Raw genomic sequence first — 26986 nt, forward strand, 5'->3', positions numbered from 1 at the left:
GACGGCATGGCGGGCAAGCGCAAGATTCTGGTGGTTGGCGGTGGGACCGCGGGCTGGCTCACCGCCGCCTATCTGGCGCGGTCGGGCGCGGACCATCTTCACGTCACCCTGCTCGAATCGCCCGAGATCGGGATCATCGGCGTCGGCGAAGGCACCTTTCCGACGATCCGCCGCACGCTCCAGTTTCTCGGCATCGACGAAGCGAGCTTCATCCGCGAGACCAGCGCCACATTCAAACAGGGGATCCGCTTCAACGACTGGGCCGAAACGCCGGTGGATGGCCGCCACAGCCATTATTTCCACCCGTTCGAGGCGCCGTTCTACACCGAGGAAGCCAGTCTGGTCTCCTACTGGCTGCTCCAGGACGAAGCCACGCGCCCGCCTTTCGCCGAAGCCGTGACGATTCAAAACCGCGTCGCCGAGGCCCGCCGCGCCCCGAAACGCCCGCATGAAGGCGAGTTTTCCGGGCCGCTCAATTACGCCTATCATTTCGACGCGGTGAAGCTGGCCGGCGTGCTCGCCGATCGCGCCCGCGCGCTTGGCGTCGAGCATAAAAAGGGCATGCTGACCGATGTCGCGCTCGACGATGCAGGCGCGATCGACCATGTCGTCACGCGCGAACACGGCGCGCTGACCGCCGACCTCTATATCGACTGTACCGGCTTCCGCGCCGAACTGATCGGCAGGGCGCTGGAGGTGCCGTTCAAGTCGGTACGCGACGGCCTGTTCACCAATCGCGCGCTGGCGTGCAAGATTCCTTACGACCGCGACGATGCCCCGCTGGAAAGCTACACCATCGCCGCTGCGCACGAAGCGGGGTGGACCTGGGACATCGGGCTGAAGGGCGCGCGCGGGATCGGCTGCGTCTATTCGAGCGATCACATCAGCGACGATCGCGCCGAGGAAATCCTGCACGGTTATGTCGGGAATGCCGAGATCGCGCCGCGCCTGATCGCGTTCGAGGCGGGGTATCGCGAGCGGCAATGGGTGAAGAATTGCGTCGCCGTCGGCCTGTCCGCCGGGTTTCTCGAACCGCTCGAATCGACCGGCGTGGTGCTGATCGAGGCGGCAATCGGCATGATCGCCGAACTCCTGCCCCGCAGCGGGCCGATCGATGCCCCCGCGCGGCGTTTCAACCAGCTGATGACCGCGCGCTACGACAATATCGCCGATTTCCTGAAACTACATTATTGCCTCAGCCGCCGGACCGAACCGTTCTGGCGCGACAATGCCGATCCGGCATCGATCTCCGAGCGGCTACGGGATTTGCTCGACCAGTGGCGCTTCCGCCCGCCAAGCCGGTTCGACTTCATCCTCGATCTCGAAAGCTTCGCCTTCTTCAACTATCAGTACATTCTCTACGGCATGGGCTTTCAGACCGACCTGGCGCCGGTACGACAGGATTTCCCCGATGTCGGCACCGCCGACCGCATCTTTGCCAAAATCCGCAACTTCAGCGAAAGCGCAACCCGCGACCTGCCCGCGCACCGCGCGCTGATCGAGGAAATCAACGCGGCGGCGTAAGCTTCAAATCGCCAAATCCACCGACAGCCACGCCTTGTCGGTGTCCGTCGCAAAGGCGTCCGCCCGATAATGGGCGTAGCGTGCCGACACGGTTGCACGCCCGTATTTGACGCTCGCCAGCAGGTCGATCTCGTTGCCGTAATGCTGGTCGAGCCGGTCGCTGGCAAAGTCGTGCCACGTTGCCGACAGGGTGACGGCGTCGAACGGCCCGGTCTTCTTCCATCCCCGCGCCAGCGTCGCGTACAGGTCATGCAGGCCATTGGGCGGCGTGGTGCCGAACTTGCCCGCCCACCCTTGAAACTTGAAATGGGATGCAAGCGGCGTCTGCACGCTGGTCAGCGCCAGTCCCTTGTCCGCGCCCAGCACCTCATAGCCGCCGGTCAGCGTAAAGCCGCGCACGCCCAGCGCTGCTTCGCCCAGCCAATAGGTCGCGGCGTAATCGTTGGGATTGCGGTGCCAGTCGCTTTGCCGCGCGACGCTGGCGACATAACCCAGCGTTACGCCCTTCGTAAGCAAAGCGCTCCCGGCGAAGCGCACGCCATAGGTCTGGCTCGACAGGCGATACCCTTGCACCGCCGCTTCGTCCTGATCGACAAGATAGACGAAGCCGGTGAGCTTCCCCGCTTTCATGCCATAGCTTAGCAGCGCGAAGGCATTGTCGCCGCCCACCGCCTGTTGCCGCGCGCCAGTGCCGTCGCGGCCATTCACGGTCAGGTCGTTCCAGGCATAGGTGACGTCCGTGCTGAACCCGACGGGCTTGCCCCATGTGAAGCGCATGGCGTCGAATGTCTGCTCGTTCTGGCGAAAGCCCGCCGATCCGACGAAGCGCTGGTCGGCCAGTTCGATCCGCTGGCGTCCCGCCGTCAGTGCCAGTCCGTTCGCACCGACATAACGCAACTGCGCGCGGTTCAGCTCGAAATTGGCGGGATCGACCACCAGCGGAAACGCGGTCCGGCCATTGGTGCCGCTGTTATAATCCTCGACGATCGCCAGCGTTGCCTCGCCCTCGACCAGCAGCGACCAGTTGCCCTTGCTCGCCTCGACCCCAGGCCGCACCCGCAACGTCAGCGCCTCGGCGTCGCGTGGCAGTCCGGCCTGATCGACCGTTTCATAGCGCAGCCGCGCGTCGAGCGTCGGCATCACCTTCACGTCTTGCGCGAGGGCGGTGCCGCTCACAAGCAGCGCCACCAGCATTGCCGGCATCGTCTTCATCGTAATCCCCCTTGTCCGGCCCGCTCGGGGAGGGGGTGCGGGCCGGACGTCTTGAATGGGATCGTCAGCCCGCGTTGGCCACCGCACCGCCGTGGAGCGACCCCAACTCGCCGCTCGCCCGGGCCTTGCGGCCATAGACCAGCTCGAACAACGGTCCCGCCATCACCGTGGTGACGATCGCCATCAGCACCATCATCGCAAACAGCGTGGGGCCGATAATGCCCTTTTGCAGACCGATGTTGATGATGATGAGCTCCATCAGCCCGCGCGAGTTCATCAGCGCGCCGATGCCCAGCGCGGTGCGGTTGTCCTCACCCGCCAGCCGCGCCGCCGCCCAGCATGCGCCGAATTTGGCGAGGATCGAGACGGCCAGGATGCCCAGCGCGATCGCCAGCAGCGACAGCGAGTTGACCATGTCCATGCGCGTGTTGAGGCCGGAGTAAGTGAAGAACATCGGCAGCAGCAGCACGACCGCGATCGGCTCGACCTTGCGCTTCAGCTCTTCCACGAACAGGCCACGCGGCATGAACGCGCCGAGCAGGAAGCCGCCGAACACCGCGTGGATACCGATCGCGTCCATCAGGAATGCGGACATGCAATATAGCATCAGCGTGATCGCCAGCACGGTGTTGCTCATCTCGCCGGCCTTTTCGACTGCACGACCCAGCGGCGCGAGCAGGCGCTTGCCGAAGAGCAGCATGAAAACGGCATAGGCCACGCCACCGCCGATCGCGAGCACCGCGACGCCGGGTCCACCGCCGAATGTCGCCAGCACGACCGCGAGCACGCACCACGACACCGCGTCGTCGAACGCGCCGGCCGTCAGGGAAAGTGTGCCGAGCGAGGTGTTGTTCAGGCCGCGTTCGTTGATGATCCGCGCCAGCATCGGGAACGCGGTGAGCGCGATGCATGCGCCCATGAACAAGGTCGCGTTGAACTGGCTGATCCCCGGCGCGAACAGCCCCGGCACGGTCAGCAGCAGCGGCGTAATCAGGATGGCGAAGAAGAATGGCGCGCCAATCCCAGCCGCGGAAACGCCGACGGCGCTTCTGGCCTTGGACTTGAAATGGTCGAGCTGGAGCGTCGTGCCGACCAGGAACATGTAAAGACCCACACCGAACTGCGCGCCGACGTAGAGGACGTTCTTGGTCTCCTTGGGAAACAGCGCCGCCTGAAATTCGGGGAAGAGCAGGCCAAGCAGCGACGGTCCGAGCACGACGCCCGCGATCATCTCGCCCACCACCTGCGGCTGGCCCAGGAATTTCTTGCCCAGCCAGCCGACCACGCGGCACGCCAGCAGGATCACCGCAAGCTGGAGAAAGAAGTGGATGCTGTAGTCGTTCGGCGCGAACGTCTTGGCGGCTTGGACCGCGGGACCGTGCGCCGACATCACGTCTCCCAACACCCGCCAGAAATCGTTCAACAGCTCGGTCACCACGAAATCTCTCCCCCATTTTCACGGCCAACGGTCTGTCTGAATCCGTTTCGGCATCGTCATCGGAGCTTGGATCGGCGTCGACACGCAAGCCGTAATTGTCATAAATTGGGCCGCCCGCATCATTTTCCCGACGTCACGGCCAATTCTGTTGCGCAGTCGCCACAGGGTAGTAATGTACCTACATGACAACCTGGACAATCTAGGTACGTAGGTACGAAATGAAGGTTATCAGCAGCCGCGATTTCAATCAGGATGTCAGTCAGGCGAAGCGACTCGCCCGAGTCGAACCGGTGTTCGTAACCGATCGCGGAAAGCCCACGCATGTGCTGATGAGCATCGCCGCCTTCCAGCAACTGACCGGCGCGACGGAGAGCGTGGTCGACCTGCTGGCCATGCCCGGCTCCGCCCCCGTCGCTCTCGACTCGTCCTTTTCCGGCGAAGGCTGGGACCGGCGCGCGAAGCTCGGCTGATGTTCCTGCTCGACACCGATATCGTCTATGAACTGCGCCACGCACGGGCCGGGCGCTCCGATCCCGGTTTCACCGCCTGGGCGTCGGCGGTATCGATACAGACGCTGTTCGTGTCCGCGCTCACCCTGCTCGAACTCGGCAATGCCGCCACCGCGCTCGCACGCAACGACAAGGTGGCTGCCAAAGCGCTGGAAAGCTGGCTCGACGATCAAGTCATCCCGGCGTTCGAGGGCCGCATCCTTGCCGTCGATACCGCCGTCGTCCGCCGTCGCGTCCAGCTTGCCCTTGCCGATTCGCGCGATGCGCTGGTCGCGGCGACCGCGCTCGAACATGGGCTGACGCTGGTCACCCGCAACACCGCCGCGTTCAGGGGTGCGCGGGTCAAATTGTTCAACCCCTGGGGCTTCGCCCCCGACAGCGCAGACGAGGAACTCGACTGGCGTCAGGCGGCGCGCGGCGGCCCGCAATGGCTGAAGAGCCTGTTCGTCCGCGCCTGAGCGGCGCTAGACGATCTCGAACAGCCCGGCGGCACCCATGCCCCCGGCGGTGCACATCGACACGACGGCGTACTGAACGCCGCGCTTGCGCGCCTCGATCAGCGCATGGCCGACCAGCCGCGCGCCGGTCATGCCGAACGGATGGCCGACGGCGATCGCGCCACCATTGACGTTGTACTTCTCAGGATCGATGCCGAGATGGTCGCGGCAATAGAGGCACTGGCTGGCAAACGCCTCGTTCAGCTCCCATAGCCCGATATCCTCGACCTTCAGGCCCGCGCGTGCCAGCAGCTTGGGGATGGCGAACACCGGGCCGATGCCCATCTCGTCCGGCCCGCATCCCGCCGCCTGGAACCCGCGATAGATGCCCAGAATCTCCCGGCCCTCTGCCTCAGCCGTCGCGCGGTCCATCACGATCTGCGCTGCGGCACCGTCCGACAGCTGGCTGGCATTGCCGGCAGTGATGTGCTGGCCTTGCTTGATGACCTGACCGTCCTCGAACACGGTGCGCAGGCCGGCGAGCGCTTCGGCGGTCGTGCCTGCGCGAATGCCCTCGTCCTGCGTGACGGTGACGGTTTCCGATCCGGTGCGGTTGCCTTCCTTGTCGAAGATCGCCTTCTCGACCGTTACGGCCACGATCTCCTCGACGAACGCGCCATTGGCCAGCCCGGCCGCCGCGCGCTGCTGGCTCATCGCGGCATATTCGTCCTGGGCGGCGCGGCTGATTCCATAGCGTTCGGCGACGATCTCGGCGGTTTCGATCATCGCCATATAGGCATGCGGCTCACGCTCCAGCACCGACTGGTTGGCGAAGCGCGGTGCGTCCCTGGTCACCGTCAGGCTGATCGACTCCATGCCCCCCGACAACGCGACATCGATATCGCCCGCGATGATCGACCGCGCCGCCAGCGCCAGCGCGTTCAGCCCCGACCCGCATTTGCGGTCCAGCGTGAAGGCAGGCACGCTTTGCGGCAGGCCCGCGGCGAACACCGCCATGCGGCCCGCATTTCCCCCTTGCGTTCCCCATTGGTTGCCCACGCCCCAGAAGACATCGTCAATCCGCGCCGGGTCGATCTCCGCCCGCTCCACCGCCGCGTTCATCACATGCCCCGCCAGCACCGGTGCCTCGGTCACGTTGAATGCACCCCGATAGGCCTTGCCGATCCCCGTCCGGGCCGTCGATACGATTGCGGCTTCACGCATTTTTGACTCTCCCAACCTGTGCAGATCCGTAAATCCGCACCGGCGGAGAATAGCAAGTCAGCCTCGCGCCAGCGACACCACCGGGCGGCTCAGCATGCCGCCATCCACCGGCAACGCGGCACCGTTGATATAGGACGCCGCGTCGCTCGCCAGAAACAATATGGCGTGCGCCACCTCATCCGCCTCGGCAAAGCGGCCTTCAGGAATTTGCGCGATCCACGCCGCGTGATAGCCGGCACCCATTGCGGCGGTCATCGGCGTATCCCCCATGCCCGGCATCACGCAGTTGCACCGCAATTTTTGCCCTGCTAGCGCGCCCGCCGCCGCAACACTTCGCGTCAGTTGCACGACTGCCGCCTTGGACGCGCCATAGGCAGCCAGCGCCGGGCTGGGCGCGACCGCGGCGGTGGAGGTGATGTTGACGATGGCCGCCGGGGCCTGCCGCCCCATTACCCGCAATGCCTGCTGACAGCCGAGCAGCGTCCCCTCGACATTAACCGCGAACACGCGCCGCCATTGATCGAGCGTGACCCGGTCGATGGCGGCTGGTCCGCCTGCACTGGCGATTCCCGCGGCATTGACCAGGATGTCGATTCGCCCCGCCCCGGCCACGACGCGGTCGACGGCGCGTTCCCACGCATCGGGATCGGTCACGTCGAGCGCAAGCGTCGCTGCGGGATCGATATCCGCCCGCCAGACCGACGCCCCTTCACGCTCGAACAATGCCGCCGTCGCCGCCCCGATCCCGGACGCGCCGCCAGTGACGATCGCGATTTTGCCCGACAGCAATGCCACGTCCTTACGCCTCCGCCGGGATCGCGCCTTCCGGTTGCTTATTCGGTTCGGCGCGACCCGGATTGGGCAGGAACATCAGGATCACCGCGCCCGCAACCGTGCCGACCGTCGATACGATCAGCGCGGTGGCATAGCCGTCGCCGATGTCGGCCAGCTTGCTGATGAGCACCGGGCTGGCCCCCGCCGAAGTGATGAGGCAGGCATAGGCCAGCGCATAGAGCCGCCCGAAACTCTCCAGCCCGAAATAGCGCGAGATGAAATAGGCCATGATGTCCAGCTCCGCGCCGATCGTGAGGCCGATGCCCAGCGCGGCGAGGCTGACCAGCAGCGGATCGGAACCGAGCAACAGCACGCACGCAAGGCCGGAAATGGTGAAGGCGACCGCCGCCACCCATTGCGGTGGCCAGTGATCGAGCGCCCAGCCCGAGCCGAGCCGTCCGGCGAGGATCGCAACGCCGATCAGCGACTGAACCTGCGCCGCGCCCGCCGGCGTGAAACCGCGCTCGCGCAACAGCGAAATCAGGTGAAGCAGGTAGCCGCCGCTGAAGAATGCCGGTGCAAGAAAGCCGAGCAGCATCGCCCAGAATAATGGCCGCCGGAGCGCGGAGAAATCGCCGGTCTTGAGCGAAGCGCTGCTCTTGCCATGGATATCGCCTTCACTGCGGATCAGCAGCACGCCGATCCCGCCCAGCACCAACACCAGCCCCGCCAGCACCAGATAGCCACCGCGCCAGCCCAGTTGCTGAATCACCCAGGTCGCCCAGATCGGCCCGCTGATCGCCATCAGGCCCAAGCCGCTAATCATCACACCCAGCGCCAGCCCGCGCGACTTGTCGAACCGGCCCGTCACCATCCGCGCGAACCCCGGCGGCGTCGTGCCGACACCCAGGATCGCGAGCAGGAACACGCCGGCGGCATAGAAGCCGAAACTCGACGGGATCAGGCCCAGCAACGCGAAGGCGATCGCCTCCCCCACCACCGCGATCGAGACGACACGCAGCGCGCCGTAACGGTCCATCAGCACGCCCGCGAACGGCGCACACACCGCCACGCTGGCCGACAGGATCAGGGTCGCCAGCGACATCTGGTCGCGCGTAAATCCGGCATCGCTGGTCAGCGCATGCGCGAACGCGCCGCTGGTATAGGCATGCAGCCCGATCGTGCCGATCGATGCCGCGATGGTGCACCCCGCCAGCGTGCGCCAATGCTGGCGGAACTCGCCCGACCCGGTCATCTGCTTCTCCCTCTCACCGCCGCGTCAGAATTTGAACGCGGCGGATGCGCCGACCACACGCGGCTTGTTCAGTCCGACCTGCGGGTAGCTGAACGTGACCGCCGCGGTGTTGATGATCCGCGCATTGGTCAGATTGGTGCCGAACAGCGAGAAAGACCAGCGCGCGCCATCGGGCTTAATCGTCAACCGCGCGCCAAGCTCGCCATTGGCCGGATCCTGCCACGGCTGCACGGTCTGGTCGGTGAAGAAGAAATAGATTTTGTCGCGCCAGCGGTAATTCGCCTCCGCCGTCAGCATCAGATCGCTGCCGATCGCGAAATCCTGTTCAGCCTGGACGAAGAACTGCCATTCCGGCGTGCGCGGCAGCTTGTTGCCGGTCGCATCGACCGGCTGATCGAGCGTGTTGCGCGCGGTCGGGAAACTGGTGAAGCTGGCGTCGGTATAGGCCAGATTGCCGGTCAGCCGCGTCATCGGACCCGGTCGCGCGACCAGCTCCAGCTCGACGCCCTTGATCCGCGCTTCCGCCGCATTGGTGATGATCGCACCACCGGTCGGCACGCCCGCGCGCAGCTGAAGGTTCGAGTAATCGGACAGGAAGGCGGCGAACGAGAAGCTGAGCGCGCGGTCGGCAGTGGTGCCTTTTGCGCCCACTTCCCAGCTCTTGTTGACCTCGGGCTGGTAGGATGGCTGCACTGCGAACGGATTATAGCCGCCCGCGCGGAAACCACGCCCGTAACCGGCGAAGAACATCAGGTCGCGCGACGGCTGATAAACCAGTTTCGCGCGATAGGAGGTGTCGGTCCATGTCTCCGAAGGCGGCGAATAGACGGTGTTGGTGGTGACGTTGGTGTCGAGGTTGGTCGGGCGGATTACGGCGTCCAGCTTCTTGTCATCATGCGTATAGCGGATGCCGCCGATGATGTGGAATTGCTCGGTCAGGCGGAAGGTCGCGTCGGCAAAGGCGGCATAGGATGTGGTGTAGAGATTGCCACGATATTTGGTGACGCCATTGGTCGGCAGCGAGAAGCGCAGATTATAGATATCGTCGTCATAATATTGGTTCTCGTCGAAGAAATAGAGGCCCAGAATCCACGAAAAGCGCTGGCTGCCCGAGGATTGCAGCCGTAGCTCCTGACTGACCTGGCTGCTCTCGGCATTGTTCTGGTTGTAGCCCATGCGCGCGGTGGCGAGGCCGTCGGAATCGTTCGTGCCGCGCACCACCGCACGCCGCCAGCCGGTGACCGAGACCAGGTCCACGTTTCCGAACGAATATTCCATCTTCGCCGAAACGCCACCGGTCCGCACGGTCGTGTCGGTGCCGGGGTTCAGCGCGATGATATTGTCCTCGAAGATCGCGGCACGGTCGGCGGCGGTCAGGGGTGCGTTGGGGGTCGCGGTGCCGGCCGGGACCAGCGCGCCGGTCGCCAGCGGGCTGAAATTGGTATTGGCATAGCGGAAGATCGCGGGCTGATTGTTGGTCCAGCTGTAATCGCCGACGACGCGCGCGTTGAAATCGCCGGCATCGTAACGCAGCACCACGCGCGACTGGAAACTCTCCGCACCGCCGATATTCTCGTCGATCACCGGGTTATACGCCCAGCCGCGATCGTTGACATAGCCCGCCGCAGCGCGCGCGCTGAAGCCGTTACCCAGCGATCCCGAAATCGCGCCCTGCGTGCGAAACTCCAACGGATCGGCGACGCTCAGGTTGAAATAGCCGCTCAGCTCGTCGGTCGGGTCGGCGCTGCGGATCAGGATCGCGCCGGCGGTGGCGTTGCGGCCCTGAAGCGTGCCCTGCGGACCGCGCACGATCTCGATCCCGCCCATGTCGAGCAGGTCGGACATGCCGACGGTGACGCCGCGCGCGATATAGATGTCGTCGACATAGACCGCGACCGGCTCGTCACCGGTGTTGAGCGCCAGACCGGTCGCACCGCGCAGCGTGATATAGGTGCGCCCGCCGCCCGAATTGCCGTGGAAGAACACGCCCGGCACCACGCCCTGAAGCTCGGCAAAGTTGCGCGCATTGGTGCTTTCCAGCAGTTCCGGGCTGACCACGGTGATCGAGATCGGCACGTCCTGAAGCCGCTCGGTGCGCTTTTGTGCGGTGACGACGATTTCGTCCTCGCGCGGGGTCGCCGCTTCCGCTGCCTGATCCTGCGCCAGTGCCGGTGTTGCCGCCAGCGCGATCGCCAGTGCCGAACCCGCACTCACCATACGGACTCGTGCCGCCATGATTCCAGATGCCATGATCCCCTCCCTTATCGTCGTTTTATTTGATCGTGGTTCTGGACAGGTGGCCGGTCCCGAAAAATTGAAACTTGCGCCCGGACCAATAGGCTCAGGTTATCGCCCATTGCCGAAACCCCCACTTCCCCTCATTATTTAATATCTGGAACAGCCGGTTGGGAGAGCAGCGATGGACCTGAGAGTCCTGCGATATTTCATGGCGTGCGTCGAAAACAAGACGATGCATGCCGCCGCCGCCGCCGTGCATGTCTCACAGCCGGCGCTGAGCAAGGCAATCAACGGGCTGGAAGCCGAATTGGGTGTTCCGTTGCTCGACCGCCGCCCGCGCGGGGTGGAACCCACCCGGTTCGGCGAAGTGCTGTTCCGCTATGCCAAGATGATCGACAGCGAGGTGCGCCGCGCGGTGGCGGAGATCGACGCGATGCGCGGGCTGACGCGCGGCACCATCGTCATCGGCGTGATCCCGACGATGAGCGCGGTGATGGGCGAGGTCGCGCGACAGGTGATGGAGACGCTGCCCGGTCTGCGTCTGAAGCTGAAGATCGCCTTTTCTGCCGAACTGACCGCCGCGTTGCTCGACGGCGAACTCGACACTGCCCTGCTGTTGTTGCCCGCCGACAGCGGCCCGCTGGGGCTGGGGTTCGAGCCGCTGGTGGCGACCGGCCCGCGTCTGGCCGCACGTCCGGGGCATCCGCTGGCCGGGCGCGGCGACCTGTCGCTCGCCGATCTGGCGGGTTATCCGTGGCTGATCCCCGATTATCCGCCATCGCACCGCGAGATTATCAACCGCGCGTTCCTCGACGCGGGGATGCCGCCGCCGCAAAGCGCGATCGACGTCAGCACGGTGATCCTGTTCGATACCGTCGTCCAGAATACCGACCTCATCACCGTCGTCCCCTCAACCCTGCTCAGCGCGCGCCAGTCGAATCTCGCCGCGCTCGATGTCGATTTCGCCTTTCCGCCCGAACAGGTCGGGCTCGCCTATCGCCAGCACAGTTCGCTGTTGCCGGGTGCGCGTGCGGTCATGCAGCTGATCCGCGACGCCTGTGCCACCCTGCCCGGTGCGATCGAAACGCCGCGATAATCCACGGTTATCGAAATTGGCCTCAACGGTCTTTGTCACTTAAGTCAGCCGCCGATAGCTCAAGATCAAACGGTCCCCGCCGCTCAAGCCGGGGGCATGCAGGGGTCGATGACGGGGCATGGCAAGCGCGGGTGATTACGACATCGCCATCGTCGGGATGGGGCCGGTGGGTGCCGCCGCCGCGAACCTTGCGGGACAGGCGGGCCTGCGCACCATCGTCATCGAACGCGGCGACGAACCCTATCGCCAGCCCCGCGCGATCGTGTTCGACGCCGAGATCATGCGCATCTTCGCGTCGATCGGGCTGGCGGAGCAGATCGCGGCGGTGACGCGACCGCTGGGCGGATCGGTCTATCTGGGTGCCGATCTACAGCCCATCCGCACTTTCCGTGCGCCGCAACGCGCCGATCCGCTGATGTGGCATCCCAGCAACCTGTTCTATCAGCCGCAGCTGGAGGCGTTGCTGCGCGACGGCGTGTCGCGCTTCGCCAATGTCGAGGTCCGTACGGGTCATGACGTGACCAGCCTTGATGGTGAAACGATACGCATGCGCGGACCGGATGGTGACGCGACCGTCAGCGCCCGCTTCATCCTCGCCTGTGACGGCGCGAGCAGCATTGTGCGCAAGGCGCTGGGGGTGCCGCTGACCGATATCGGATTCGAGGAACGCTGGCTGGTGGCGGACACGCTGGTCGACGGGCCGATGCGCTGGCCTGAGGATCACGGCATCCCGCCCGAGGTGCGCGACGGGCGCTATTCAATGATGGTGTGCGATCCCGCCAGACCGGCCACGCTGATCCCCGGTTCCGGCCGCCATCGCCGCTGGGAATATATGTTGCTGGCGGGTGAGGACGATGCTGAGGTCGTCACCGACCCATGGCTGTACAGCCACATCGGCAAATGGATCGACCCCGCCGATGTCGATATCGTCCGCGCCGCCGTCTATCGCTTTCGCGCGCTGATCGCGGCGCGCTGGCGCGTCGGCAATACCTTCCTGCTCGGTGATGCCGCGCACCAGACGCCGCCTTTTTACGGGCAGGGGATGTGCCACGGCATCCGCGACGCGGCGCAGCTTGTGTGGCGGCTGGCGCTGGTGCTGCGCGGCGCGGCGGGCGACGAACTGCTCGACAGTTATCAGCCGGAGCGCGAGCCGCATGTTCGCGCGATCGTGTCCGCATCGGTCGCGGCGGGGGCGGAGGTGTGCAAGCTCGACCCCGAGGCAGCGGCGCTGCGCGACGAGGCATTCCGCGAAGCCGAGCGTAACCGGAGCGGTGCGGTGGCGATGACCGATGTGGTGCCGCCGATCCGCGCCGGTCTGGTCGATCGGGAAAGCGGCGGGATGCGCCTGCCCGAATTCATCGTCGAAACGCCTGAGGGACGGCGCCATTTCGACCGGCTGCTCGACGGTCGCTTCGCACTGGTTGCAACATCGACGCTGACATGGCCGGACGGTTACGTGGTGGACGCCACCGATCCGGCCTTGCGCGACTGGCTCGCCCGACACAGCGCCGACTGGGCACTGGTTCGCCCCGACCGCTATGTCTTCGCCACCGGCACCGGCCAGCCCGCGCTCGACGCCGCGCTCGACCGGCTCGCCGATCAACTTCACCTCACACCCGCGCCGACGGAGGCAGCCCCATGACCCGCATCAATTTCGCGCTCAACCATGTCGGCATCTATGTTATCGACATCGACGCGCAGACCGATTTCTACACCAGCTTTTTCGGCTTCATCGTCACCGACGAACGCACCGATATGAACCCGATCCGCTTCATGACGATGTCGCCCAACGAGCATCACCAGTTGCTGCTGGTATCGGGCCGCGCGCCCGATAGCCCATCGACCGTTGCGCAAATCTCTTTCCTGCTCGACGATTTCCAGCAGCTGCGCGCCGTCCACGAACGCGCCCATGCCGATCCGCGCATCACCAAGATCTGGACGCTGGATCACGGCAACAGCTGGACCGTCTATTTCCGCGATCCGGAGGACAATATCATCGAGACCTATGTCCACACGCCGTGGCATGTCAGCCAGCCGCATGGCACGCCGATCGACTTTGCGCTGTCGGACGAGGCGATTTATGCCGCGACCGAGGCGGCGGTGATGACCAACCCGACCTATATGTCCGCACCCGATTACCGCGCGCAGCTGGTCGAGCGGCTGGGGCAATGAAGCTCGCATGCTATCAAGGCGCAGCGGGGTTGCGCGTCGGCGTGGTGCGCCAGGACCGCATCTTCGCCGTCGATACGCCGTCGATGGAGGCGCTGCTGGCCGAGGGCGCGGCGGGCATGAAGCGGGCGGACGCCGTTGGCGGTTCGGGAGACGCGCTGGCCGATGTCCGCCTGGCCGCACCGGTCATGAACCCGCGCAAATTTCTGGGCATCGCGTCCAATTATCAAAGCCATATCGACGAGGTGCTGAGGTCGATGCCGGGCTATGTACCGCCCGGATATCAGCGCTGGTTCGTCAAGCTGCCGACGTCGATCAATGGCCCCTATGACCCGATTTTGATGCCGCCGCAGAGCGAGCAGCTCGACTGGGAGGTTGAGCTGGCGGTCGTCATCGGCCAGCGTTGTCGCCGCGTTACCCCGGAGCGCGCGCATGAAGTCGTCGCGGGCTACACCATCTGCAACGACGTGTCGGTGCGCGACTGGCAGAAGCGCAGCCCGACGATCATGCTGGGCAAGTCGTTCGACACGCATGGTCCGCTCGGCCCGTGGATCGTCACGCCCGACGAGATCGGCGATCCACATGCGCTGCGCCTGCGCTGCCTGGTCAATGGCGAGGTGGTGCAGGATGGTTCGACGTCCGAAATGATCAACAATATCTGGGAGCAGATCGCCTATCTCTCCACCGTCTGCACGCTGGAGCCGGGCGACGTGCTGGCCACCGGCACGCCCAAGGGGACCGGCGGGTCGATGAAGCCGCCACGCTTTCTGAAAGTCGGCGACAAGGTACGATGCGAGGTCGAACATATCGGCGCGATCGAGGGCGAAGTGCGGGCGGAGGGCGTGGCGTGAACGAGCTTGAGCGATATGCGGCAAAGCAGGAGATCCTCGACCTGCTGAACGCCCGCGCGCGCGGTGCCGACCGCTATGACCCCGTACTGATGAAGGCATGCCACCCGGTTGACGGCACCGACAATCACGGCACTTATCAGGGGCTGATGCACGGCTTTATCGACAGCCTGGAGGCGTCGCGGCTGAACGGCCCCGAATGCTTCTCGAAGCTGCACATCGTCGGCAATGCGCTGTTCGATTTCCGCGACGATAGCGACGTGTTCTGTGAAAGCTATCACGTCGCGCACGAGACGTTTGCGGATGGTGACGGCGGCAGGGTCTTTTTCCACATCGGCGGGCGCTATCTTGATACCTTCCGCCATGTCGCTGGCCGCTGGCTGATCCAGCACCGTGATATCGTCTATGACTGGTCGCGCGTCATGCCCGGCACGCCCCCCTTCTGGAATCCCGAAACCCAGCCCGCATATCTGATGGGCAGCCGCACATCCGACGACCCGCTTTACGCGACCGGCAGCGCGACACGCGGTGCCCTGCTCTCCATCCGCAATATCAAGGAACCCAACGACATGGACGCCGCGATTCAGCAGTTGCTCGACAAACAGGCCATCGCCGAAATCCTATACAACCGCGCGCGCGCCGGGGACCGCAGCGACGCCGAACTCGCCCACACCTGCTATCATCCCGGTGCGACCGAGCGGCATGGCGAATTCGACGGGCTGGCCACCGAGTTCATCGACGTGGTCTCCTTCACCCGCCCCAAGCCCGGCTCGCCGATCAAGGGCATGATGCACATGGTCACCAACATCCTGAGCGAGTTCAGCGATGCCGACCATGCCTTCGTCGAGAGCTATCACGTCGCCTGGTGCCAGATGACCGACGGGACGGACGCGGAGATCGGCGGGCGCTATCTCGACAAGTTCGAACGGCGCGACGGACGCTGGGGCATCGTCCACCGCGACGTCATCTTCGACTGGAGCCGGATGGAGCCGGAGACCGCGAAGTTCTGGGAACGCCACCCCGCCAAACCATTCCTGTTTGGGAAGCGTGGCGCGGAAGATCCGCTCTATACTTACATCGAACGGGCGGTCTGATCGTGACGCGGCGCTTCGTCGATATCTCGGTTCCGCTGGAGAATGACGTGGCGTCGGACCCGGCGCCTTACCGTCCGAAGATCGAGTATTTCAGCCACAAGGACCAGGTCGGCGAACTGGCGAAATTCTTTCCCGGCCTGACCGCCGACCAGCTGCCCGACGAGGAGGCGTGGTCATATGAACGCATCGATCTCATTACGCATAACGGCACGCATCTTGACGCCCCGTACCATTTCGCCTCGACCATGAATGGCGGCCAGCGCGCGATCGCGATCGACGAGGTACCGCTCGACTGGTGCTTCCGCCCCGGCGTAAAGCTGGATTTCCGCGACTTCGCCGACGGCCATGTCATCACCGCAGCCGAGGTCGAAGCGGAGCTGGACCGTATCGGTCACACGCTCCAGCCGTTCGACATCGTGGTGGTGAATACGCGCGCCGGACGCCGTTATGGTCATGACGACTACCTCGCCGCCGGGATCGGCATGGGGCGCGAGGCGACGCTGTACCTCCTCAAACGCGGCGTGCGCGTGACCGGCACCGATGCGTGGAGCTGGGACGCGCCGTTCAGCCACACCGCCCAAATTTATGCCGAAACCGGCGATGCCAGCGTGATCTGGGAAGGGCATAAGGTCGGCCGCGATATCGGCTACTGCCACCTGGAAAAGTTGCACAATCTTGAGGTGCTGCCGCCTACCGGCTTCACCATCTCCTGCTTCCCGGTGAAGATCCATGCGGCCTCCGCCGGGTGGACGCGCGCGGTGGCGATTTTCGAGGACGGCGCATGAAACTCGCAACGCTGCGTACCGGCGGCGATGGACGGCTGCTGATCGTTTCGCGCGACCTGCAGCGCGGCACCTTCGCCCTCGGCGCAACCACGCTTCAGGCCGCGCTCGACGATTGGGGGCGGGTCGCGCCGATGCTGCGCGAACAGGCGGGACAGCTGGAGGCAGCGACCGAGGAGGGCGTCGCGGTCGATCCCGCCGCGCTTGACGCGGTACTGCCGCGCGGTTTCCAGTTTCTCGATGCCTCCGCGTTCCTCGCGCACAACCATATCCTTGCCGATGCCTGGGGGTTCGAGAAGCGTGGCGAGCACGAACCGCCGCTGATGTATCAGGGCATCTCGCACCGTTATTTTTCGCCGCACGAAGACGTGGCTTTCGTCAATGCCGCGCATGACGTGGATTTCGAGGCGGAGATCGGAATTATCACGGACGCCGTGCCGATGGGCGTTACGCCCGACGCCGCGCTCGCCCATGTAAAGCTCATCGTCATCATCAACGACTGGAGCCTGCGCGCCTTTGGCCCCGGCGAGATGAAGGGCGGGTTCGGTTTCATCCATGCCAAACCGCCCAGCACGCTCTCCGCATTCGCCTTAACGCCCGACGAGCTGGGTGACGCGTGGCACGGCGGGCGGGTGCATCAGCCGCTGTCGGTGTGGCGCGGCGAAGCGCTGTTCGGCGCACCACAGGGTGGCGCGATGCATTTCGGTTTCGGCGAGCTGATCGCGCATGCCGCCGCCACCCGCGACCTGTGCGCGGGCACCGTCATTGGCTCCGGCACCGTGTCCAATTACGATGCGGAAACCGTGGGATCGGGCTGTATCGCCGAACGCCGCGCGCTCGATACCATCGCGGGTCGCCCGGTGACGCCCTATCTGGCCGACGGCGAGCGGGTTCGCCTGAGTCTTGGCGATCCAGGCCTGCTTGGCGTGATCGATCAGCGGGTGCGCGTGGCTATGCCTTGACCGCGATCACGGTCGCTCGCGTGACGTCATAGGGTTTCCGGAACAGGCATCGACATTGATCCGCGCCATCCGGTCGAACAGGTCGGATGGTCGGCGCGCTGCTCCCGCTGATTTCCCGCGCGCCGCCGTTTCAGCGCAAGGCGTTTCACAACGCATCGCAACGCGCGATTTCCTATCCGGCGGGTGCATTCGTCGGCGGCGCATCGAATGCAAAGGTCGGCCCCGGCATGCGCGCGCCCGAAGCGCCGCTCGACATCGGAAAATCGATCTATGACCGGATCAGTGGCTATGGCTTCACCGCGCTGATCCTGTCGCGCCGTCCGCTGTCGTCCGCCGAAACCGAACAGGTCGAGGCATTGGGCATCCCCACGCACAGCCTGCGCGTGCGGCGACCCGCGCGCGTTCCTGCTCGGTCATGAATTCGCGCATGTCCATGTCGAGGATGACGGCAGCCTTCACGCGATCCTGCCCGAGCCGTTGCGCAGCGAGGCGATGGCAGAGCGCTGGGCCGAATCCCACCCGTCGCCGGACAGCCAACCGTGTCGCTCGACACGGTGATGCTCTATGCGCCGCGCGACGCGAGCGAGGCGGCGATCATTGCCGCCCTTGTCCGCCGATCATGGCGCAATGCGCGCGCCTGACCGTTCAGGCGTTGGGTAAATGCAGATAGGCGGCATCGAAGTCGCCCGCCCGCGCCAGACCGTCCCAGTCGAGGATCGATACCGCGCGCTGCTTGCGCGAAATCAGCCCCGCCTGCTCCAGCGAGCGCAACATACGGTTGACGTGCACCGGCGTCAGCCCCGTACAATCGCCCAATTCCTGCTGCGACATCGGCAATTCATAGGCGGTATGATCGCCCAGCCCCGCCGCCGCCATCCGCATGGCGAATTCGCACAGGATATGCGCCAGCCGGGTGCGCGCGTCGCGCCGCCCAATATTGGTGGTCCATTCCCGGAAGATCGCCGCATCGACCAGCGTGTCGTACCACATGGCCAACCCGACATTCGGTCGCCGGAACGCCAGCTCGATCACCGCCTCGCGCGGGATCAATGCGGTATCGGCGCGGGTCAGGCATTGCACGCTGTGGTCCGCGACGATCAGCAACGAGTTTTGCAGATCGACCATATCGCCCGGCAGATGGATCGAACAAATCTGTCGCTCCCCTGTCCGCACGATCTTTTGACGGTAGGCGAAACCGGTGCGCAACAGGCATGAATGCGTCGCTATGTCGCCTTCGCGCACGACATAGCCATCTGCGTCATGCGATTTCAGTCGATACGGCAGCGCCAGCACCGCCGCGCGGTCCATATCGTCAAGCGTGCCCCGCGCGTTCAGCTTGGCCAGCATCGGTGCCAGCGGTTCATTGCCCGAAATCATCGTCATTCCCTACCCATGCCACGGCGCAATCGCGCATAACATCGTTCTTTGCGAGCACGCAGGTTAAAGCTGTCGTCCGATCAAGACGTTACGACGCCGCCATGCACAGTTCGACCGATCAGGACTATTATCGGCGACGCGCGGCAAAGGCGCGTCAGCTTGCCGAGCAGGCGACCGATCCCGGCGTGCGTTTGATCCACCGACAGATGCTGGCGCGGTACGAGGCGCTTGCAGCGGGCGATCAGATCCGTCTCAACCGCGCTGGCGACTAACCCTTTCGCCGATAATCGCCCGGCGTGATCCCCGCGCGTTGCATCTTGTCGTACAATGTCTTGCGCGGCACCTGAAGCAACGCCATCGCGCGGGTCACGCTGCCCCCGGTCAGCCCCAATGCCTCGCGCACCAGCATTTCCTCATAACGCCCGACCCGCTCGGCCAGCGACGGCGTCTCATCCCGCCAGTTTTGCGCATCCGCCACATCGAGCACGGCTGAGAAGGCAAAGTTGCGCAGTTCGCGGACATTGCCCGGCCAATCATGTTCGACCAGATGACGGCGCACGCCGTCGGTGATGCGGAATCCGTCCTGCCCGGTCTGCGCAATCGCTTCCGCCACGAACGACGCGAACAGCGGCGCGACATCGGTACGCCGCTCGCGCAAGGGCGGGATCGACAGCCGAACTACGTTCAGCCGAAAATACAGGTCGCTGCGAAACCGCCCCTCGGCGATCAGCACGTTCAGATCGTACTTCACCGATGCGATCACGCGCAGGTCGAGCGGGATCGGGCGCTGCTCGCCAATCGGCAGCACCTCGCGCTCCTCGATCACCCGCAACAACCGCGACTGCACCGCCAGCGGCATGCCATCGATATCGTCGAGAAACAGCGACCCCCGGTTTGACGCCTCGATCCGGCCGGTGCGCGCGAAGCGGCCATTGGGGACCGCATCGGCGGCATGGCCGAACAGTTCGATTTCGGCATAAGTCTCCGGCAACGCCGCGCAGTTAACCGCTACGAAGGGACGCGCGGCGCGCGGCGATCCGCGATGGAGCATTGCCGCGACCAGTTCCTTGCCGGTCCCCGTCTCCCCCTCGATCAGCACATCGATATCGGCGCGGGCGACTTGGGCGATCGTCTCGCGCAATCGCACCATCGCCGGGCTGTCGCCGATCAGCGGGCTGTCCTGTGGCGCGGCAGCCGCCTCACGCAACGCGCGATTGTCGAGCACCAGCGCACGGTGCGCCAGCGCGCGGTTGACCGATGCGACCAGATGATCGCCGGCAAACGGCTTCGACAGGAAATCGAACGCGCCGTCGCGCAACGCACCCACCGCCATCGGCACATCGGCATGGCCCGTAATCAGGATCACCGGGATTTCAGGGTCGATCGCGCGCAGCCGGGCGAACAGCTGCAATCCGTCCATGCCCGGCATGCGGATATCGCTGACCACGACACCCGCGAAAGCCCGAGTGACCGCGCCCAGCGCCGTCTGCGCATCGGCAAAGGCCCGCACCGTGAGGCCCGCCAGTTCCAGCGTCTGAACATTGGCTTCAAGCAGCGCCGCGTCGTCGTCGACGAACAGGATTTGCGGATCAGCCACGCGTCGCTTCCCGCAGTTCGATCCGGAACGCGGCACCGCCCAGCGGCGACGGCACCAGCGACAACTCACCGCCGAAATCGCGTGCGATGTTGCGCGCAATCGCCAGCCCCAAGCCCAGCCCCTCGTCCCGCCCGGTGACGAACGGCATGAACAATTCGTCGGCCAGCACAGCGGCGACGCCGGGGCCGTTATCGGCAACCTCGATCGCAACACCGTCCGGGTCGCGCGCCACGGCAATGCGGATCGCCGCACCATCGCGCCCCGCAAGCGCGTCGAGCGCGTTCTGGATCAGGTTGATAAGGATCTGCTCCAACCGTACCCGATCTGCGACCACGGCCACACCCTGATCGCCCGTCCGCTCCAGCGCCACGCCCTGTGTCCGCACCCGATCGCCGATCAGCAACAGCGTCGAATCGATCGCGTCGCCCACCTGCACCGCGCCGATTTCCGGCGTCCGCCGCCGCGCAAAGCCGCGCAGTTCGCCGGTGATCGTGCCGATCCGCTGGGTCAGTTCGACGATGCGGTCGAGGTTGCTGCCCGCCCGGTTGGCATCGCCCCGGATCAGGAAGCTGCGCGCATTCTCGGCAAAGCTGCGGATCGCCGCCACGGGCTGGTTGATCTCATGCGCGACACCCGCCGTGATCTGTCCCAGCGATCCCAATCGGCTGGCCTGCGCCAATTCTTCGCGCGCGGAACGATAACGTTGGTCGGCGCGCGCTCGCTCGGCACTCTCGGCCTCCAGTTGCGTGTTGCTCTCGCGCAGTTCCGCCGTACGCTCCGCCACCTCGACCTCCAACGCGCGTTGCGCCGCCGCTTGCAGCATCCCGCGTTCGCGTGCGCGCCACACCAGCAGCAGCACGCCCGCAATTGCGATCAGCGCCGCCAGCATCATCAACCGCGCATTCGCATTGGCATTGGCCAAAGCCGGTGCCAGCGGCATCAACACGCGCAGCCGCGCCCCGGCCATCGGTGCCGTCGCTTCTGCGATCCGTCCTTCGGGCTCGCGCACGCCGCGCCCGTCCACCGTCAGCGGCAGGGGTTTGAGCGGAAGGTCGCCATATTGCCGCGTCGCCCGGATCGCCTCGCGCGCCGTGGCGCTCAGCGGCCCCAGCGTCAGGAACCGCCAGTCCGGGCGGCTTGTAATAATCGCCACGCCGTGTCGGTCGGTGACGATCGTCGTCCCCGGTTGCCGCGCCCAGCCCGCCTGAATCGCCTCGAACTCGATTTTGACCACGATCACGCCCAGCGGGCGTGCGGCGTCGCCCACCCGCTGGGCAAGGTAAAGGCCGGGTCGCCCACTCACCGTCCCCAGCGCGAAAAGCTCCGCCTGTCCGCTTTTGAGCGCATCGCGGAAATAGGGCCGGAATCCGTAATTCTGGCCGACAAAGCTGGACGGGAGGCGGTAATTGCTCGCGGCGACCGTCAGCCCGTCCGCACCGATGACATAGATTGCGGCGGCATCGGTGCGCGCCGCCAGCAGTTCCAGCCGCGCATTAATCCGCTCCGCCGCTGCCGAATCGCGCGATTCCAGCATCGCGCGCACGTCGGGATATTGCGTCAACACCAGCGGCAGCAGCCGGAATTTCTGAAGCTCGCTCGTCAGCAGTCCGGCATTGCCCTGCGCCAGCTGCGTTGCCGCAGCGTCAGTCGCCGCAATCGCCTGCCCGCGCGCCCATCGTGTTGCACCGAAGGCGACCGCCGCCATCAACACGAGAGCAATCGCGGCCATCACTGCCAGCCTGTTGCCCAAGCGAGTCGGTTCGCGTTGCATTTGTGCGGAATACCACACGATCGACAAATTGCACGTGCGGATATTCGCACAACTTAATGTGGCAAGATCACGCATTAAACTCATTATGTTATTTTATATCAGGTACTTAGCTTTATTCTCCGCAGAAACTTGGGGCGCAACGCACTTATCCACGATAACCCTGCTGTCGCGTGAACCGCGGCCAGATGACGCCGCGAACGGCGCATCGGAGGGGACTGAAATGGCGATTGCACTCGATTATGCGGCGGAGCCCGCGCCGCCACGCGGCGGATGGTGGACGCAGCTCTATGTTCAGGTCCTGATCGCCATCGCGGCTGGGGTCACGATCGGCTATTTCTGGCCCGGCGTGGGTGAATCGCTGAAGCCGCTGGGCGACGGCTTTATCAAGCTGGTCAAGATGATTATCGCCCCGGTGATCTTCCTAACCCTCGTCACCGGCATCGCGGGCATGAGCGAGCTGCGCTCGGTCGGCCGCGTCGCGGGCAAGGCGTTCGCCTATTTCCTGTTCTTCTCGACCCTCGCGCTGATCGTCGGCCTGATCGTCGCCAATGTCATCCAGCCGGGCGCGGGGATGAACATCGACCCCGCCACGCTCGATACCGGCGCGGTCGATAATTATGTGCAAAAAGCCAAGGACAGCAGCCTGGTCGAGTTCGTGATGGCGATCATCCCGACGACCTTGTTGTCAGCGCTGACCGGTGACTCGCTGTTGCCCGTGCTACTCGTGTCGATCCTGTTCGGCATTTCGCTGTCGATCGTCGGTGAGCCCGCAGCACCCGTGCGCGACATGCTGGAGCGCGTCGGGCTGGTGGTGTTCAAGCTCGTCGGCATTCTGATGCGCGCGGCCCCGGTCGGGGCGTTTGGGGCGATGGCCTTCACCATCGGCAAATACGGGATTGAATCGCTCGCCAATCTCGCCGGACTGGTGGCGACCTTTTACCTCACGTCGCTCATCTTCGTGCTCGTCGTGCTCGGCACCGTCGCGCGCCTGTCGGGCTTCTCGATCCTGAAGCTGATCCGCTATCTCAAGGCCGAATTACTGCTCGTGCTCGGCACCTCCTCATCCGAAAGCGCGCTGCCCAGCCTGATGGACAAAATGGAACGCGCCGGGTGCAAGAAATCGGTCGTCGGCCTCGTCGTCCCGACCGGCTATTCGTTCAACCTCGACGGCACCAACATCTATATGACGCTGGCGGCGCTGTTCATCGCACAGGCGTGCAATGTCGACCTGTCGCTCGGCGACCAGATCGCGCTGCTGCTGATCGCCATGCTGTCGTCAAAGGGCGCGGCGGGCGTCACCGGCGCGGGCTTCATCACATTGGCCGCGACGCTGTCGATCGTGCCGTCGGTGCCGGTCGCGGGCATGGCGCTGATCCTGGGCATCGACCGCTTTATGAGCGAATGCCGCAGCCTCACCAATTTCATCGGCAACGCGGTGGCGACGATCGTCGTCGCGCGCTGGGACAATGCGCTCGACCGCGATGCGCTCGCACGCGCCTTGAACGCCGAGCCTTCACCCGCCCCGGCAAGGGTCGCGGCGGAAACCGATCCGGACTGAACATTGGGCGCGGGACGCAGAACCCGCCCCGCAACTGGGGAGTATGAGATGACCGACCGCAACAGGCAATTCGCACTGCGCACCGGCACCGCGCTGATCGCGCTGATGATTGCGATTCCGGCGGCGGCGCAGGATGGCGTTGCCACCGAGGCGCAAGCCGAAGAACCGGTGCCGGCGGAAATCGTCGTGGTCGGAAGCCAGATCAAGGGCGCCGACATCACCGCCCTCCCCGTATCGGTGATCGACCGCAATCAGATCGATGCCACCGGCGCGCTGTCGGGCGACGATCTTATCCGATCGATTCCGCAGGCAGGCGACGTCACCTTCAACGAAGCGAACAACCCGCAGACCAGCAACGCGGCGCGCGGCGACGTCAATTCGATCAATTTGCGGAATCTGGGCGTCGGCAACACGCTGACTTTGCTCAACGGCCGCCGCATGGTCAATCACCCGACCAGCCAGGCGGGCGACGGCAACGTGCCGGTGCTGGGCTACAATTCCAACGCGCTTCCCGTCGCCGGGCTGGAGCGGCTGGAGATCCTGCGCGACGGTGCGTCGGCGATCTATGGCTCCGATGCCGTAGCAGGCGTGGTCAACACGGTGACGCGCAGCGACTATGACGGCGCGGAGCTCAATTTCCGCTATGGCTATGCCGAAGGCACCAACCGCAAGGAATATGAAGGCACCGCACTGGTCGGAAAGACGTTTGACGAGGGTCGCGGCAATTTCTCGCTGTTCGTCAATTACGTGAAGCGCACCGCGCAATTCGCCGAGGATCAGGACTATACCGCGACTGACAATCTGATGTCGTTCTTCGCCAACGACCCGGCATTTGCCGGAAACCTGACCGCCGACGGGCGCGCCACGCAAAGTCCGTGGGCAAACCTCGCGGTGGTCGGCGGCCCCGGCACGATCCGCCGCAGCCCGGGCAATCAGGCGCTGACATCGTCGGCGGGCGCGTTCCATACGCAATCGGCGCTCAACCCCGGCTGCGCGGTCACCATCAACACCGACGTCTGCTATGGGACCGGCACGCGCGCGACCGCGACGACGTTGCGGTCCGAGCGGTTCGACACGCGTCCCGGCACCACCGTCACGCCGTCGTTCAACCGCTACAACGCGTTCTTCACTGGCCGATACGAAGTCAGCGACAAGATCGAGCTTTATACCGAGCTCGGCTATTATCTCGCCGACACGCAACGCATTCAGCCGCCGACGATCAACCTCAACGCGATCGTCATTCCGGCGTCGAATTACTGGAACCCGTTCGGCCCGGTGACCTTCGCCAACGGCCAAGCGAATCCGAACCGCATTCCCGGCCTGACCAACGTGCCCGCCGCCGGCCTGCCGGTGCGCCTGTCCACCTATCGCTTCGTCGATGCCGGCAATCAGGTGGTGGATGTCGAAAACTGGCAGTCGCGCTTCCTGATCGGTGCGCGCGGTGAGATCGGCATCTTCGATTATGACAGCGCATTGCTCTATTCGGAGGCACAGGCGCGCGACAGCTCGAACGCGATCGATATGACCGCGCTTCAGCGCAATCTCGCGCTGTCGACGCCGGACGCGTACAACCCGTTCAGCGGCGGCTGTTCGGCAACGCCTTCGCTCGGCGATTGCTCGCCCGCGAGCGCGGCGACGATCGACGCGATCAGCTTCAACCTCGTCCGCACATCGAAGACCAGCCTGCTGCTCGGCGATTTCAAGCTGTCCAGCAATCGGCTGCTCGAACTCCCCGGCGGCAATCTCGGTATCGCCTTCGGAGTCGAGGGACGGCGCGAGACGCAGCAGGATATCCGCGATCCCAATCTGAATGGCCAGATTACCTTTACTGACATGGTGACCGGTGAGACCAATTTGTCGAACACCGCCGCCGTCAGTCCGACCCCCTCGACCAGCGGCAGCCGTACCGTGCTTTCGGCCTTCGCCGAACTGGCAGTCCCGGTGATCTCGCCCGAAATGAACGTGCCGCTGATCCACCGGCTCGACGTGCAGCTGGCCGGGCGGTTCGAGAATTACAGCGACTTCGGATCGGTGGCGAAGCCGAAGATCGCCGCCGCATGGGACATCGTCGATGGGCTGCGTCTGCGCGGTTCGTGGTCACAGGGTTTCCGTGCGCCGAATCTGGAGCAGACAAAGACCGTCGCTTATTCCCGGCTCGGATCGAACACCGACTTTTACCGGTGCGAAGCCGATTTGCGCGCCAACCGCATCGCCAACTACTCGGCATGCGCGCGCGGCGTCAGCTACTCGATCTTCATCAGCGGCAACCCCGATCTGAAGCCGGAAGAAAGCACCAACTGGACCGTCGGCACGGTGATCGAGCCAAAGTTCATTCCGTCGGAATATGGTCGCCTCACCCTCACCGCTGATTTCTGGTCGATCCAGCAGACCGGCATCGTTGGCCAGTTCGGCGCACAAAATGCGCTGGTACTCGACTATCTGTTGCGGCTTCAGGGATCGAGCAATCCCAACGTCATCCGCGCCGCACCGACCAGCGACGACACCCCGGTATTCGCCGGGACCGGACTGGCAGCGGCGGGCGCGGTGACGCGCATCAACGACCAGTTCACCAACTTGCTGCCACAGACGGTACAGGGCGTCGATCTGGCGATCCTTTATAATGTCCGTACCGGCTTCGGCCGGTTCGACGTCGCGCTCAATGCCGCGCGCCTGACCAAATTTTCGCGCCAGACACCGCCGGCGGTACAGGCGCTGTTCGACGCGCGCAGCGCCGGGACGATCAACCCCGCCACCCCGCTGACCGACGCCAGCGACCTGATCGAGGATCGCGGCAAGCCCAAATGGCGCGTCACCGGATCGCTGACGTGGAGCCACAAGGGGTTTCAGATCGGCGCGTTCGGCAATTATGTCGGGTCGGTGGATGACACCAACTTCCTCGATGCGAACGGCAATCCCTATCGGGTCGAGGGCAAGGCGTTCTTCAACTTGTACGGCCAGTATCGCGTCCGTTCCGGCCCGCTGGCGGACACGCGCTTCCGCATCGGCGCGCGAAACGTCTTCGATACCCAGCCTCCGATTACCGCCGATGGCTATCTGGGTTCGCTCTACGTGCCCTATGGCCGCTATCTTTATTTCTCGGTTGGCAAAAGGTTCTGAAGGC

At 64.8% G+C, this 26986-nt stretch carries 24 protein-coding genes; 15 read left to right on the top strand and 9 right to left on the bottom strand.

Going from position 1 to position 26986, the window contains the following annotated elements:
* The first annotated feature begins 6 nt into the window (after positions 1-6).
* Positions 7-1524, top strand: a complete 1518-nt coding sequence (locus U1702_RS11670) for a tryptophan halogenase family protein (RefSeq protein ID WP_332724794.1) — start codon at positions 7-9, stop codon at positions 1522-1524.
* A 3-nt stretch (positions 1525-1527) separates the two neighbouring features.
* Here U1702_RS11670 and U1702_RS11675 read toward each other — a convergent pair whose 3' ends face one another.
* Positions 1528-2736: an alginate export family protein gene (locus U1702_RS11675; RefSeq protein ID WP_332724796.1), complete on the bottom strand. Its 1209-nt coding sequence runs from the start codon at positions 2734-2736 to the stop codon at positions 1528-1530.
* 64 nt (positions 2737-2800) lie between these two features.
* On the bottom strand, positions 2801-4171 hold the full coding sequence (locus U1702_RS11680; protein ID WP_443026837.1) for a cation:proton antiporter: 1371 nt from the start codon (positions 4169-4171) through the stop codon (positions 2801-2803).
* A 221-nt stretch (positions 4172-4392) separates the two neighbouring features.
* Here U1702_RS11680 and U1702_RS11685 point away from each other — a divergent pair, with 221 nt between their 5' ends.
* Together U1702_RS11685 and U1702_RS11690 are read left to right on the top strand one after the other, a co-directional pair.
* The gene (locus U1702_RS11685; RefSeq protein ID WP_332724798.1) at positions 4393-4644 is read left to right on the top strand and encodes a type II toxin-antitoxin system Phd/YefM family antitoxin; all 252 of its coding nucleotides are present in this window, start codon (positions 4393-4395) and stop codon (positions 4642-4644) included.
* A complete protein-coding gene (locus tag U1702_RS11690; protein ID WP_332724800.1) occupies positions 4644-5141 on the top strand; it encodes a type II toxin-antitoxin system VapC family toxin in 498 nt (165 codons plus the stop codon). Before U1702_RS11685 ends, U1702_RS11690 begins: the two co-directional genes overlap by 1 nt.
* A gap of 6 nt (positions 5142-5147) precedes the next feature.
* Here the strand turns inward: U1702_RS11690 and U1702_RS11695 are convergent, their stop codons facing one another.
* Genes U1702_RS11695 through U1702_RS11710 form a run of 4 tightly spaced genes read right to left on the bottom strand, consistent with a single transcriptional unit; the run spans position 5148 to position 10623 of the window.
* The gene (locus U1702_RS11695) at positions 5148-6344 is read right to left on the bottom strand and encodes an acetyl-CoA C-acyltransferase (protein ID WP_332724802.1); all 1197 of its coding nucleotides are present in this window, start codon (positions 6342-6344) and stop codon (positions 5148-5150) included.
* A gap of 57 nt (positions 6345-6401) precedes the next feature.
* Positions 6402-7139 carry an SDR family NAD(P)-dependent oxidoreductase gene (locus U1702_RS11700; RefSeq protein ID WP_332724804.1) on the bottom strand — a complete coding sequence of 246 codons (738 nt, stop codon included), beginning with the start codon at positions 7137-7139 and terminating at the stop codon, positions 6402-6404.
* Between the two features lie 4 nt (positions 7140-7143).
* The gene (locus U1702_RS11705; RefSeq protein ID WP_332724806.1) at positions 7144-8373 is read right to left on the bottom strand and encodes an MFS transporter; all 1230 of its coding nucleotides are present in this window, start codon (positions 8371-8373) and stop codon (positions 7144-7146) included.
* A 24-nt stretch (positions 8374-8397) separates the two neighbouring features.
* Complete coding sequence (locus tag U1702_RS11710) at positions 8398-10623, bottom strand: TonB-dependent receptor (protein ID WP_332724808.1); 2226 nt, start codon at positions 10621-10623, stop codon at positions 8398-8400.
* A 169-nt stretch (positions 10624-10792) separates the two neighbouring features.
* Here U1702_RS11710 and U1702_RS11715 point away from each other — a divergent pair, with 169 nt between their 5' ends.
* The 9 genes from U1702_RS11715 to U1702_RS17120 all read left to right on the top strand — a co-directional run bounded on the left by U1702_RS11715 (position 10793) and on the right by U1702_RS17120 (position 18120).
* Positions 10793-11707 (top strand): LysR family transcriptional regulator, encoded by a 915-nt coding sequence (locus tag U1702_RS11715; protein WP_332724810.1) that lies wholly within the window; start codon positions 10793-10795, stop codon positions 11705-11707.
* 118 nt (positions 11708-11825) lie between these two features.
* Positions 11826-13349, top strand: a complete 1524-nt coding sequence (locus U1702_RS11720; RefSeq protein ID WP_332724812.1) for a bifunctional 3-(3-hydroxy-phenyl)propionate/3-hydroxycinnamic acid hydroxylase — start codon at positions 11826-11828, stop codon at positions 13347-13349.
* The gene (locus tag U1702_RS11725; protein WP_332724814.1) at positions 13346-13879 is read left to right on the top strand and encodes a VOC family protein; all 534 of its coding nucleotides are present in this window, start codon (positions 13346-13348) and stop codon (positions 13877-13879) included. The genes U1702_RS11720 and U1702_RS11725 overlap by 4 nt, the downstream gene beginning before the upstream one ends.
* On the top strand, positions 13876-14727 hold the full coding sequence (locus U1702_RS11730) for a fumarylacetoacetate hydrolase family protein (RefSeq protein ID WP_332724816.1): 852 nt from the start codon (positions 13876-13878) through the stop codon (positions 14725-14727). Before U1702_RS11725 ends, U1702_RS11730 begins: the two co-directional genes overlap by 4 nt.
* The gene (locus U1702_RS11735; protein ID WP_332724817.1) at positions 14724-15818 is read left to right on the top strand and encodes a nuclear transport factor 2 family protein; all 1095 of its coding nucleotides are present in this window, start codon (positions 14724-14726) and stop codon (positions 15816-15818) included. The genes U1702_RS11730 and U1702_RS11735 overlap by 4 nt, the downstream gene beginning before the upstream one ends.
* 2 nt (positions 15819-15820) lie before the next feature.
* Positions 15821-16603, top strand: a complete 783-nt coding sequence (locus U1702_RS11740) for a cyclase family protein (RefSeq protein WP_332724819.1) — start codon at positions 15821-15823, stop codon at positions 16601-16603.
* Entirely contained in the window at positions 16600-17562 is a 963-nt protein-coding gene (locus U1702_RS11745; RefSeq protein ID WP_332724821.1) for a fumarylacetoacetate hydrolase family protein, read from the top strand. Before U1702_RS11740 ends, U1702_RS11745 begins: the two co-directional genes overlap by 4 nt.
* Positions 17563-17648: 86 nt before the next feature.
* A complete protein-coding gene (locus U1702_RS11750) occupies positions 17649-17981 on the top strand; it encodes a hypothetical protein (protein WP_332724823.1) in 333 nt (110 codons plus the stop codon).
* Between the two features lie 46 nt (positions 17982-18027).
* Entirely contained in the window at positions 18028-18120 is a 93-nt protein-coding gene (locus U1702_RS17120) for a hypothetical protein (RefSeq protein ID WP_443026859.1), read from the top strand.
* An 87-nt stretch (positions 18121-18207) separates the two neighbouring features.
* On the opposite strand, the gene U1702_RS11755 is transcribed toward U1702_RS17120, so the two are convergent.
* Complete coding sequence (locus U1702_RS11755) at positions 18208-18945, bottom strand: Crp/Fnr family transcriptional regulator (protein WP_332724825.1); 738 nt, start codon at positions 18943-18945, stop codon at positions 18208-18210.
* 95 nt (positions 18946-19040) lie between these two features.
* On the opposite strand from U1702_RS11755, the gene U1702_RS11760 reads away from it, so the two are divergent.
* The gene (locus U1702_RS11760) at positions 19041-19211 is read left to right on the top strand and encodes a hypothetical protein (RefSeq protein ID WP_332724827.1); all 171 of its coding nucleotides are present in this window, start codon (positions 19041-19043) and stop codon (positions 19209-19211) included.
* On the opposite strand, the gene U1702_RS11765 is transcribed toward U1702_RS11760, so the two are convergent.
* Together U1702_RS11765 and U1702_RS11770 are read right to left on the bottom strand one after the other, a co-directional pair.
* Positions 19208-20536 carry a sigma-54-dependent transcriptional regulator gene (locus U1702_RS11765; protein WP_332724829.1) on the bottom strand — a complete coding sequence of 443 codons (1329 nt, stop codon included), beginning with the start codon at positions 20534-20536 and terminating at the stop codon, positions 19208-19210. The two genes, U1702_RS11760 and U1702_RS11765, sit on opposite strands and share 4 nt — an antisense overlap.
* Positions 20529-22265: a sensor histidine kinase gene (locus tag U1702_RS11770; protein ID WP_332724831.1), complete on the bottom strand. Its 1737-nt coding sequence runs from the start codon at positions 22263-22265 to the stop codon at positions 20529-20531. Before U1702_RS11770 ends, U1702_RS11765 begins: the two co-directional genes overlap by 8 nt.
* 262 nt (positions 22266-22527) lie before the next feature.
* Between U1702_RS11770 and U1702_RS11775 the strand changes: the two genes are divergently transcribed.
* Complete coding sequence (locus tag U1702_RS11775) at positions 22528-23865, top strand: dicarboxylate/amino acid:cation symporter (RefSeq protein ID WP_332724833.1); 1338 nt, start codon at positions 22528-22530, stop codon at positions 23863-23865.
* A gap of 48 nt (positions 23866-23913) precedes the next feature.
* The gene (locus U1702_RS11780; protein ID WP_332724835.1) at positions 23914-26982 is read left to right on the top strand and encodes a TonB-dependent receptor domain-containing protein; all 3069 of its coding nucleotides are present in this window, start codon (positions 23914-23916) and stop codon (positions 26980-26982) included.
* The last annotated feature ends 4 nt before the right edge of the window (positions 26983-26986 follow it).

It is taken from the genome of Sphingomonas sp. LT1P40, assembly GCF_036663835.1.
Taxonomy (GTDB): Bacteria; Pseudomonadota; Alphaproteobacteria; order Sphingomonadales; family Sphingomonadaceae; genus Sphingomonas.

Coding starts and splice junctions, on each gene's coding strand:
- U1702_RS11705 (WP_332724806.1), bottom strand. CDS start 8,373: ATGACCGGGTCGGGCGAGTTCCGCCAGCATTGGCGCACGCTGGCGGGG.
- U1702_RS11670 (WP_332724794.1), top strand. CDS start 7: ATGGCGGGCAAGCGCAAGATTCTGGTGGTTGGCGGTGGGACCGCGGGC.
- U1702_RS11715 (WP_332724810.1), top strand. CDS start 10,793: ATGGACCTGAGAGTCCTGCGATATTTCATGGCGTGCGTCGAAAACAAG.
- U1702_RS11710 (WP_332724808.1), bottom strand. CDS start 10,623: ATGGCATCTGGAATCATGGCGGCACGAGTCCGTATGGTGAGTGCGGGT.
- U1702_RS11730 (WP_332724816.1), top strand. CDS start 13,876: ATGAAGCTCGCATGCTATCAAGGCGCAGCGGGGTTGCGCGTCGGCGTG.
- U1702_RS11775 (WP_332724833.1), top strand. CDS start 22,528: ATGGCGATTGCACTCGATTATGCGGCGGAGCCCGCGCCGCCACGCGGC.
- U1702_RS11760 (WP_332724827.1), top strand. CDS start 19,041: ATGCACAGTTCGACCGATCAGGACTATTATCGGCGACGCGCGGCAAAG.
- U1702_RS11780 (WP_332724835.1), top strand. CDS start 23,914: ATGACCGACCGCAACAGGCAATTCGCACTGCGCACCGGCACCGCGCTG.
- U1702_RS11695 (WP_332724802.1), bottom strand. CDS start 6,344: ATGCGTGAAGCCGCAATCGTATCGACGGCCCGGACGGGGATCGGCAAG.
- U1702_RS11725 (WP_332724814.1), top strand. CDS start 13,346: ATGACCCGCATCAATTTCGCGCTCAACCATGTCGGCATCTATGTTATC.
- U1702_RS11685 (WP_332724798.1), top strand. CDS start 4,393: ATGAAGGTTATCAGCAGCCGCGATTTCAATCAGGATGTCAGTCAGGCG.
- U1702_RS11675 (WP_332724796.1), bottom strand. CDS start 2,736: ATGAAGACGATGCCGGCAATGCTGGTGGCGCTGCTTGTGAGCGGCACC.
- U1702_RS11720 (WP_332724812.1), top strand. CDS start 11,826: ATGGCAAGCGCGGGTGATTACGACATCGCCATCGTCGGGATGGGGCCG.
- U1702_RS11690 (WP_332724800.1), top strand. CDS start 4,644: ATGTTCCTGCTCGACACCGATATCGTCTATGAACTGCGCCACGCACGG.
- U1702_RS11770 (WP_332724831.1), bottom strand. CDS start 22,265: ATGGCCGCGATTGCTCTCGTGTTGATGGCGGCGGTCGCCTTCGGTGCA.
- U1702_RS11745 (WP_332724821.1), top strand. CDS start 16,600: ATGAAACTCGCAACGCTGCGTACCGGCGGCGATGGACGGCTGCTGATC.
- U1702_RS11755 (WP_332724825.1), bottom strand. CDS start 18,945: ATGACGATGATTTCGGGCAATGAACCGCTGGCACCGATGCTGGCCAAG.
- U1702_RS11750 (WP_332724823.1), top strand. CDS start 17,649: ATGGTCGGCGCGCTGCTCCCGCTGATTTCCCGCGCGCCGCCGTTTCAG.